The organism is Pseudonocardia sp., from assembly GCF_025465255.1.
GTDB lineage: Bacteria > Actinomycetota > Actinomycetes > Mycobacteriales > Pseudonocardiaceae > Pseudonocardia.
In genome coordinates, this window is record NZ_JAODNI010000183.1 from 24001 (window position 1) to 33176 (window position 9176).

The following is a 9176-nucleotide window of genomic DNA, read 5'->3' on the forward strand; positions in this document are numbered from 1 at the left end:
ACGAGCGTGGCATCGTCCGGGAGCCGTGTCAGCGCCGTCGAGCGGTCCCGTTCCTCGCGCAGGTCCTGACGGGCCACGCGCTCAGGAGGGTGTGTAGAGCCAGCGCCGCAGCAACCGGCTGACGAGCGGCATCACCACATAGGTCATCAGGGTCAGGATGACCAGCGGGAACATCGCCGCCTTCGCCCAGAGCGGCCAGTCGGAGACCCGGGGCACGATGAACGCCTGGAACAGCAGCACGAGCGGGTAGACCGCGACCAGCGAGACCAGCCACTGCTTCCAGCGAGGCGGCGGTTTGATCGCCTCCCCGGCATGGGCGGGAACGTAGAACCAGGTCTCCAGGCCCGTCCGTTGCTGCACGGCCGTGCGTGCCTCGGCGATGTCGCGGGTCTTCTCATGCCAGCGGGTCCGCTCCCGGGAGTTCAGCCAGCGCTGCAGCGCCTCCCCGTCGACGAACTGCACGATGAGGTGGAAGTCGCGGCTGTCCTGCTCGTGGATGACCGTCGCACCCAGATTTCCGGGGAAGTGGGCTGCCGCCGAGGTGACGCCCTTGGCCCACTCGGCGAACTCGTTCTCCTTGCCGGGCTTGGCACGCCAACTGAAGACCACCGTGACGGGCTCGTCATCGGCCACGTCGTGTTGACGTGCAGATCTCGGGCCGCTCACGGTCGTCATCACCTCAGTCTGCGCGCTCCGCCCCGGGACGTTCAGGAGCCGACCGGGGCAGCCGGACGGCCGAGATCTGGCCCTCGCGGGTCCTTGACCACGCGCACGGCTAACACCTGCTCCCCGACCGCCGAGGTCCGGAGATGACGGGAACCGGACGGTCGGTGGTGGCGGCCCAGGCTCGGGCGATCGCGGACGCGTGGTCGCCACCCGGCGCCCCGGAGAGCTGGTGGCTCACCGCCGCCACGTTCACCACGATCGCCGAGGACGAGCCACTGCTGGACGTGGCGCTCGCACGGGCCGAGCCGGCCCGGTCGGTGCGGGGCAACCTGCTCGACGTGCTGCCCGACGTCGTCGCCTCGCTGCCGGCGGAAGCGCTGGTGTGCCTGGTGGACACCTACGTGCACGTCTTCCTGCCGCCCCCCGACCTGGAGCGGTTCGACGGCCTGATCGCGGAGATCGGCCGCGAGCGTGACCTGGAGTGGGTGTCCGTCGACCCGCTCGTGCCGCTGGGACCCGACGCGCGGGCCACCGTTCAGCGCCTCGATGTACCGGCCGCGCGGGTGCGTGAGAACCGCGACGGCGGTGTGTGGGGGGTGATCGGCCGAGTCGGCGTGCGGAACGGGGTTCGCAGCGACACGGTGCTCGGCCGGGCCCATCCCGGCGCGGCGTGGTTGGAGTGGCGGTGACGCCCGCGAGCTCCGACCGGCGGGCCCTGCTGATCTCGGTCGCGGCCTCGGCCGGCTTCGCGGTGCTCGCGCTGGCCTGGGGGCTCGTCACCGGGTCGCAGCTGATCGTGTTCGACGGGTTGTACTCCTTCGCGAGCGTGGGCCTCTCGCTGCTCGCGGTGCTGGCGCTGCGCACCGCCCGGAAGGGGCCCGACCAGCGCTATCCGTGGGGTCGTGAGGTGTGGGAGCCGCTCATCGTCGTGGTCAAGGCGGCTGCGCTCGGCGGCTTGTGCGTCTACGCACTCGCCGGCGGGGTCGCTGACCTCCTGGGCGGTGGCCGGGACGTGGAGGTCGGCTGGGCGGTGATCTACGGCGCGGTCGCCACGCTGGGCGGTGCCGCCGTGACGGTGGTGCTGCGCCGGCGGCGCGCGGGTGGCTCCGACCTGGTCCGCGCCGAGGCCGCGGAGTGGTCGGGAGACACCCTGCTGAGCATGGGTGTGCTCGCCGGTTTCGTGCTCGCGTTCGTGCTCGACGCCGCGGGCCGGGCCGACCTGGCCCGCTACGTCGACCCGGCGATGGTCGTGCTGGTCTCGGCGGCATTCCTGCCGGTGCCGGCCCGGCTCGTGGCGAGCGGCTTCCGCGAGGTGCTGACGATGTCACCGCCTCCTGAGCTGTCGAGCCGGATCCAGGCCGTCGTGAGTGCGGTGGAGGACGAGCACGCGTTCACCGAGTCGTTCGTGCGGGCGTCGAAGGTGGGCGGCCGGCTGGACGTGGAGATCGACTTCGTGGTGGCCGACACCTCGGCCGTGCAGACGGTGCGCGGGTTCGACGCCGTCCGCGCGTCGCTGCAGGAGCGGCTGGCGGAGCTGGGGCAGCCGGTGTCGATGTCGGTCGGGTTCACGGCCGACCGGGCCTGGGCCGCGAGGTGACCTGGGCCAGGGCCTGTACGTGCCGCGGCCCCTGACCGGCGTGCAGGGGTGCGAGTCCCGCTCGGGTCGCGGTCCCCCGGTTGCCGATGTGCCGCACCTGGCTCGGATGCCCGAGCCCGGCGGACGAGCGCGTGGCGCTGCTGGTGCGCGCCCTGTGGGGGTATCGCGAACTCGGCTGCGACCTCACCCGGTCCGCGGCCGCTCTCGGTGTCCACCGCAGCACGATGCGGTATCGCCTCTACCGCGTCCGCGAACTCACCGGGCTCAGCCCGGAAGACCCCAGATCCGCAGAGGCACTGCACGCCGTCGCGGGCCTGCATCCGTAGTCAGTGCTCCCACCGACGTCGCATCCGGGCAACGGTCTGGCGTGGTCACGGCCGCCGGCTCATGGCGCGAATCGCCCTGTCGGTGCTGGGGTGGATCTCGAACAGTCGGCGTACGCCGCCAGTGCAATGTCGACCACCACCGCCAGTGCCAGGACGAAGGCGCCGGTCAACAGCAGGATCACCGTCCTCGGACCGGCGTGGTCGAGCGTGCGGTGGTCGCAGTTCGTCGACCCCACGATCGCGGCGGGACTGCGGCAGTCCATCGGCAGGTGTTCGGTGAGCAGCCATTGGGCGCTGTACAACGGGGCGAGCGCGGGCACGCCGAGCAGCAGGTTGGCCAGGACGGGGGCCCACAGCGACCGCCGTGGCCGCCATCCGTCATTCACCGCCGCCGCGTCGTGGCCCGTCGGCATACGGGCCACGGCCGTCAGACGTCGAGTTGGTCGAGCGCGCGCTGCGCGGCGTCGAGCTCGGCGCGCAACTGCTCGACACGTTCGCGTTGCCGTTGACGCGCACCCTCCAACGACGACGTGATCACCTCGGCGACTGCGGGCGGCAGCGACCGAGAGGCGGCGGCCACGTCGGCCGCCTGCACCGGCACGGAGGGCACGACCCGCTTCGTGCCGACGAGCACCTCGACACTCCACTCACCGTCCGCCTTCGCGGTCAGGCTGACGGTCATCGCGGCCGAGCGGTCGGCCCGTCGCCGTGTGCTGACGGGCCGACGCGTGGCGGCGCCCGCGGACGCGGCAGGGCTTTCGGCCGGCGCCGCGGCCTTCGCCTTCGGTTTCCTCGGCGCCGGAGGAGCCACGGACCCGGTCGCCTCGTCCGCGGGCTGTGCGGGTACCGAGGCAGGTCGTCGCGTGGTCGGCGGCGCGGTCAGCGGCGTGACGGCCTTCCCTGCCTCCTCCGTTCGCGGCGCAGCCCGTCGGCGCGGAGGCTTGGTTCGCGTGAGCTCGTTCGGCGAGCAGAACATCGTGTCACGCGAGCCCGCCGGCCGGACCTGGATGAAGTCCCCCTCGGCGACGTCGCCGACCGCCACCACCTTGGCCGACCCGCCGGCGGGAACCCCGACCGCGGCCGCGGTGAACCAGACCGTCACCGGGCGGCCCACTGCCGCTTCCCCGCGCACGGCCACCACATCCTGCTCCGTGAGCGCACCCTGTGCAGTCATCGCCTCGTCATCCCCCTCCACTCGCCCCGCATTGTGCCGTGCTGCACCGACAAGATCACCCCGCCCGCCATGGGCGGCGGACTGCTCGTCGGCGCACTCGCCTCGCAGTACCGCCCGGCCGGGTGGAGGGGGATGCGGGCTCCGCGAGCCGGTGGAAGGAGGATGTCGTCGTGAGATACGTGGCGATCGGCGACAGCTTCACCGAGGGAGTCGGCGACGAACTGCCCGACGGATCGTCCCGAGGGTGGGCGGACCGGGTGGCAGCCGGCCTCGCGGCGACCCGCAGCAACGGCGTGCGGTACGCGAACCTGGCGATCCGCGGGCGCCTGCTCGAGCCCATCGTGACCGACCAACTCGACGCCGCGCTCTCGCTCGACCCCGCACCCACCCTCCTGACCCTCAACGGCGGCGGCAACGACATGCTGCGCCCACGCACCGACGTCGCCCGGCTCGTGGACCTCACCGCACACGCCGTGCGCCGCTGCACCGACACAGGCATCCGACTCGTGCTGCTCAGCGGGGCCGACCCATCGGCCCGGCTGCCCTTCGGACGAGCAGTCCGCCAGCGGGGCGAAGCCCTCACCACGAAGATCACGGAGCTGGCCGAGGCCCACGGCCTCGACTTCGTCGACGTCTTCCACGACACCGAGATCCGCCACCCCGCCCACTGGTCCCCCGACCGCCTGCACCTCAACGCCACCGGCCACCAGCGCGTCGCCGAACTCGTCCTCGAAACCCTCGGCGAACACACCGCCGCGCGGGCGGTGCGCTCCGACTCCCCCGGGACCCGCAGACCGCTCGACGAACTGCGCTACTACCGCGAGCACGTCCTACCCTGGATCGGGCGCCGGCTACGGGGACGCTCCTCCGGAGACGGCCGCACGGGCAAGTACCTCAGCTGGATACCCGCGCCACCCGGCCAGCCGTCGCGTGCGTGACGCCCGCCGGGCGGACGCGTCCGCCCGGCGTCTGCGCGTCTTTCCGTGGCGGGCTGAGCCTGCGACCCGTGACGGTTTCCCTCCGAGGCGCTCACCGTTGCAGCCATGCTGCCGATCACCCGTCTGTACGCCGACGAGCACGGTCATGCCCGCCCGGGTGATGTGCTCCTGGTCGAGGACACGGCGGGTGTCGGCCACTCCAACAGGTCATCGGAGGGCTTCGCCGCAGCGTTCGTCCTGCTGGAACCTTCCCCTGCGGTTCTCTGACGTGCCTGTCCGGTGATTTCCCGGCCTCAGGACGGGTCCGGAACGGTTGGCGCGATGGCACGATCACGGGCATGCCCTCAACGACGAGGCCGGTACCGAGCACGCCCGGGCCGCGGCCGCCGGGGAACTGATCCGAAACGCTTGACGACGCGGCCCACCCCCACTGCGGAGGCGACGATGCCGGGCATCTCCATCCGGACCCACGAACCCGACGAGGCCCGCGACCGCTGCGCGGAGGTGTACTTCCCGCACCGGCTGACCGTGCTGCACGACCGGGCGCGGTTCGCGATGTCGCTGTCCGCCACCGACCTCGGGCCGGTGTCGGTCGGGCTGCTCGGCTACGCCGGTGAGGTCCGGCTCGAGACCGCCGAGCTCGAGACCGGCTACGAGGTCAACGTGCCGATGGGCGGGCGGTTGCGCACGTGGACCGGGCAGGACGAGGTGTGTGCGACGCCGGGCCTCGCCGCGGTCTACCGGCCGGACAGCCGGTCCACGCTGCAGGGCTGGGAGGGCGGCGGCCGGCTGCTCGGTTTGAAGATCGACCGGGCGGCCCTGGAGGCGGAGCTGGCCGAGCTCGTCGATACGCCGGTCCGGTCGGTCGTCCGGCTCGGGTCGAGCCTGGACCTGCGCCGCGGCCCGGGCCGGCAGTGGTGGGCGCTGGCACGCTCGCTGACCGAGCTCGTACGGGACCCACGCGGCCCGATGAGCCTGCCGATCGTGGCGCGCCCGCTCGCGCAGAGCGTGGTCGTCGCGCTGCTGCACGCCGTCGACCACCCCTATCGCGACGCCCTCGACCACCGTCCCGCGGTGCCGCGGCCGGCGGCGATCCGGCAGGCGGTGGACCTGTTGGAGGCGGAGCCACAGAACCCGGTGACCGTCACCGACATCGCGCGGCGGGTCGGGCTGAGCACCCGCGCCCTGCAGGAGGGCTTCGCCCGGCACATCGGCGTCCCGCCCATGGTCTACCTGCGCCGGGTGCGGCTGCGCCGGGCGCACGCGGACCTGCGAGCCGCCGACCCGGCGCGGCACGGCGTCGCCGAGATCGCCGGGCGATGGGGTTTCGCGCACCTCGGCCGGTTCGCCGCCGCCTACCGCGCCCAGTACGGGACGGCGCCGTCGGAGACGCTGCGGTCGAGGATCTGAGCCCTTCGTGAATCGGCTTCACGCGCCGCGCGAAGTGGATCGCTCGTGACCCGGGTCACTCCTAGCCTTCGGAGCGACCCGAACCGAGCGCGCGGAGGCACCCATCGTGACCACACAGGAGGTCCCGGCCGGACAGGCCGAGGTCGACTTCAACCCGATGGGCTCGCCGCACCGGGAGGACCCGCACCTCTTCTACCGGGCCTCCCGGGCGCGCCCGGTCGAGTTCAGCCCGTCCATCGGCGCCTACATGGTCAGCCGGTACGCGGACCTCCGGACCGTCATCGAGGACCCGGGGACGTTCTCCTCGAAGGTCGCGGTACCGCTGATCTACGGCAACCCGCCCGAGGTCGTGGAGGCGCTCCGCGCGGGCGAGGTACCCGAGACGAGCATGGTCGTCAACGAGGACGAGCCCGAGCACGAGGCGATGCGCCGGGTGTTCGACGCCGGGTTCACCGGCGCGCGGGTGCGGGCGATGGTGCTGCGGATGCGGGAGCGGGCCGCGGAGCTGGTCGGTGCGTTCTCCGGGAGCAGCGCGGACCTCGTGGGCGAGTACGCCGCCCCGTTCGTGCAGACCGTGATCAACGCGATCATCGGGTTCCCCGCCGAGGACGACGACCGCGTCCAGGCCTGGACCGACGACTTCGTGCTGCTATGGAATCCGCTCGCGCCGGTCGACGGCAAGGTGGAGGCGGCCCACCGGATGGCCGACTACTCCCGTTACCTGCAGGCCCTCGTCGAGCAGCGCCGGACCGAGCCACGGGACGACCTGATCTCCGACCTCGTGCACGGCGCGAACGGCTACCCCGGCCTGCCCGACGAGTCCGTGCAGAACATCGTGCGCGGGGCCGCCCGGATCGCGGGCTTCGACACCACCCGCGACGCGATCACCTCGACGATGCTCGCGATGCTGCAGCACCCCGAGGTGGCCGAGCGCGTCCGCACCGACCCGGCCCGGACGATCCCGAAGCTCACCGAGGAGGTGCTGCGCCGCGACGCGCCGCACCGCGGCCTGTTCCGGATCACCACCCGGGAGACCGAACTGGGCGGCACGGCGCTGCCGGCCGGCGCGATGTGCCTGCTGCTGTTCGGCTCGGGCAACCGGGACGAGAACGTCTTCCCGGACCCGGACGCCGTGGACCTCGACCGGCCCAACGTGCGGGAGCACCTGGCGTTCGGCACCGGGGTGCACGTCTGCCCGGGCGCGCCGATGGCGCGGGCGGAGATCCGGGTGGCGCTGGAGACGCTGCTGTACCGCCTGCCCGGCCTGCGGCTGGCCGACGGCTACGAGCCGACCTACATCGCCAGCTACTTCTTCCGCGGGCTGGAACGGCTCGACGTCACCTGGTGACCGGGCTCGAACTCCGGAGGCGACCGCCAGCTGGGCGTCGATGCCCGGTCGTCGGGGTCCCCGCCCGCAGGATCCGGCCGCGGACCAGCCCCGGCCGACATCCGGCTCGGGCCTCGGCGGTGAGCTGCCCGCTGTCGGCCGCGCAGGCGCAAGATCGACGCCATAGCACATTTCCCTGCCCCGTTCAGCTGTTCCTGCAATGATGTCCGTGCCTCTGCTGCGCGACTCGCTTCGGACGCACGAACGTCCCCCGTTCCGGAAGAGTGAGAGAATGTTCGATTCCCCTTCCCCTCCGACTCTCATCGCGAAACTCAGCGCGCTGCCGGGAAAGGACGATGAACTCGCCACCCTGCTCGCAGAACTCGCCCGGGAGGTTCGTGCGGAACCCGGGAACGTCGCCTTCACCGTTCACCGGTTGCGTGACGACCGGAACGTCTTCCTGGTGTACGAGATCTACGAGGACGAACACGCATTTCGCGCACATATGTCCACGGCGCACGGCCGCATCTTCAACGAACGCATAAAAACCCTCGTCGAAGGCGGGGGGTCGCAGCTCACCTGGCTCACGAGCAACGAGACGTAAGCCTGCCTCAACCCGGCGATGTCGCAGGGGCCGAGCCCGTGATCGTCTTCCCGTGTCACCACGGCCGCGCCGTACGGCAGAGTTCGGCGGAGGCACGAGCTGCGGTGCAGCACGAGGCGCGGTGGTCCCCCATGCCTTCGGCCGCCAGGCCGGCCACGTTGCGTGCTCTCCCCGCCCGAGCAGGGGATCGAGGGCGTCGCCTGATTCTTGATTGATTCCAGGAAATGGGCCAGACTTCGGGCCGTGCCGACCACTGCGGACTTCGAGCGCATGTTGCGCGGGGTCGCCCTGCGTGTGACGCGTCCTCGTTTGGCGGCGCTGTTCGCGGTGCACGACCATCCGCACGCCGACACGGACTCGATCATCCGTGTCGTGCGTGAGGATCTCGGTGAGGTGTCCCACCAGGCCGTCTACGACGTGCTGCGCGCGCTGACCGCCGCTGGTCTGGTGCGGCGCATCCAGCCGGCGGGCTCCCCGGCGCGCTACGAGTCGCGGGTCGGCGACAACCACCACCACGTCGTGTGCCGGTCGTGCGGTGCCATCGCCGATGTCGACTGCGCCGTCGGCACCACACCCTGCCTGACCGCGTCGGACGACCACGGCTTCGCGATCGACGAGGCCGAGGTCGTCTACTGGGGTCTGTGCCCCGGCTGCTCCACCACACACCCGTCCTGACCACCACCCCTTTCAAACCAGGAGGACCACCCGTGTCCGAGAGTCACACCACCGTCGAGAAGAAGATGAACACGGAGGAAGCCGGCGGCTGTCCGGTCCACGCCGGGCGTCTCGGCCACCCGACCGAGGGTGCCGGCAACACCGACTGGTGGCCGAACCAGCTCAACCTGAAGATCCTCCGCAAGCACTCGGCCGTGGCCAACCCCATGGACGCCGACTTCGACTACGCCGCGGAGTTCAAGACCGTCGACCTGGACGAGCTGGCCAGGGACGTCGACGCGGTGCTGACGGACTCGCAGGACTGGTGGCCGGCCGACTTCGGCAACTACGGGCCGTTCATGATCCGCATGGCGTGGCACAGCGCCGGCACGTACCGCGTCGAGGACGGCCGCGGGGGTGCGGGAGCCGGCATGCAGCGCTTCGCGCCGCTGAACAGCTGGCCGGACAACGGGAACCTCG

12 protein-coding genes and 1 pseudogene are annotated in these 9176 nt (G+C 71.9%); 10 read left to right on the forward strand and 3 right to left on the reverse strand.

The window, feature by feature from the left end:
• Window positions 1–81: 81 nt before the first annotated feature.
• A complete protein-coding gene (locus JWP64_RS22250; RefSeq protein ID WP_297500349.1) occupies window positions 82–633 on the reverse strand; it encodes an antibiotic biosynthesis monooxygenase in 552 nt (183 codons plus the stop codon).
• 176 nt (window positions 634–809) lie between these two features.
• Here JWP64_RS22250 and JWP64_RS22255 point away from each other — a divergent pair, with 176 nt between their 5' ends.
• The 3 genes from JWP64_RS22255 (at window position 810) to JWP64_RS22265 (ending at window position 2589) form a co-directional block, all read left to right on the forward strand.
• On the forward strand, window positions 810–1355 hold the full coding sequence (locus JWP64_RS22255) for a DUF2332 family protein (RefSeq protein ID WP_297500352.1): 546 nt from the start codon (window positions 810–812) through the stop codon (window positions 1353–1355).
• Window positions 1352–2263: a cation diffusion facilitator family transporter gene (locus tag JWP64_RS22260; protein ID WP_297500355.1), complete on the forward strand. Its 912-nt coding sequence runs from the start codon at window positions 1352–1354 to the stop codon at window positions 2261–2263. Before JWP64_RS22255 ends, JWP64_RS22260 begins: the two co-directional genes overlap by 4 nt.
• 131 nt (window positions 2264–2394) lie before the next feature.
• Entirely contained in the window at window positions 2395–2589 is a 195-nt protein-coding gene (locus tag JWP64_RS22265; protein ID WP_297500358.1) for a helix-turn-helix domain-containing protein, read from the forward strand.
• A gap of 59 nt (window positions 2590–2648) precedes the next feature.
• Here the strand turns inward: JWP64_RS22265 and JWP64_RS22270 are convergent, their stop codons facing one another.
• Together JWP64_RS22270 and JWP64_RS22275 are read right to left on the reverse strand one after the other, a co-directional pair.
• Entirely contained in the window at window positions 2649–2975 is a 327-nt protein-coding gene (locus tag JWP64_RS22270) for a hypothetical protein (protein ID WP_297500362.1), read from the reverse strand.
• A 41-nt stretch (window positions 2976–3016) separates the two neighbouring features.
• Window positions 3017–3763, reverse strand: a complete 747-nt coding sequence (locus JWP64_RS22275; RefSeq protein WP_297500365.1) for a DUF6319 family protein — start codon at window positions 3761–3763, stop codon at window positions 3017–3019.
• Between the two features lie 170 nt (window positions 3764–3933).
• Here JWP64_RS22275 and JWP64_RS22280 point away from each other — a divergent pair, with 170 nt between their 5' ends.
• From JWP64_RS22280 to JWP64_RS22310, 7 genes and pseudogenes are all read left to right on the forward strand, one after another.
• Window positions 3934–4701: an SGNH/GDSL hydrolase family protein gene (locus JWP64_RS22280; protein WP_297500367.1), complete on the forward strand. Its 768-nt coding sequence runs from the start codon at window positions 3934–3936 to the stop codon at window positions 4699–4701.
• 105 nt (window positions 4702–4806) lie between these two features.
• Window positions 4807–4968, forward strand: a complete 162-nt coding sequence (locus JWP64_RS22285; RefSeq protein ID WP_297500370.1) for a hypothetical protein — start codon at window positions 4807–4809, stop codon at window positions 4966–4968.
• A 177-nt stretch (window positions 4969–5145) separates the two neighbouring features.
• The gene (locus JWP64_RS22290; RefSeq protein WP_297500374.1) at window positions 5146–6111 is read left to right on the forward strand and encodes an AraC family transcriptional regulator; all 966 of its coding nucleotides are present in this window, start codon (window positions 5146–5148) and stop codon (window positions 6109–6111) included.
• Between the two features lie 106 nt (window positions 6112–6217).
• Window positions 6218–7459 carry a cytochrome P450 gene (locus tag JWP64_RS22295; protein ID WP_297500377.1) on the forward strand — a complete coding sequence of 414 codons (1242 nt, stop codon included), beginning with the start codon at window positions 6218–6220 and terminating at the stop codon, window positions 7457–7459.
• 271 nt (window positions 7460–7730) lie between these two features.
• A complete protein-coding gene (locus tag JWP64_RS22300; protein ID WP_297500379.1) occupies window positions 7731–8042 on the forward strand; it encodes a putative quinol monooxygenase in 312 nt (103 codons plus the stop codon).
• 243 nt (window positions 8043–8285) lie between these two features.
• The gene (locus JWP64_RS22305; protein ID WP_297500382.1) at window positions 8286–8717 is read left to right on the forward strand and encodes a Fur family transcriptional regulator; all 432 of its coding nucleotides are present in this window, start codon (window positions 8286–8288) and stop codon (window positions 8715–8717) included.
• Between the two features lie 65 nt (window positions 8718–8782).
• Window positions 8783–9176 (forward strand): annotated as a pseudogene (locus JWP64_RS22310) (catalase-peroxidase); the annotation flags it as partial.

Bases quoted from the DNA above. Each gene is read 5' to 3' on its own strand.
- JWP64_RS22300 (WP_297500379.1), top strand. From the start codon at position 7,731: ATGTTCGATTCCCCTTCCCCTCCGACTCTCATCGCGAAACTCAGCGCG.
- JWP64_RS22285 (WP_297500370.1), top strand. From the start codon at position 4,807: ATGCTGCCGATCACCCGTCTGTACGCCGACGAGCACGGTCATGCCCGC.
- JWP64_RS22275 (WP_297500365.1), bottom strand. From the start codon at position 3,763: ATGACTGCACAGGGTGCGCTCACGGAGCAGGATGTGGTGGCCGTGCGC.
- JWP64_RS22290 (WP_297500374.1), top strand. From the start codon at position 5,146: ATGCCGGGCATCTCCATCCGGACCCACGAACCCGACGAGGCCCGCGAC.
- JWP64_RS22255 (WP_297500352.1), top strand. From the start codon at position 810: ATGACGGGAACCGGACGGTCGGTGGTGGCGGCCCAGGCTCGGGCGATC.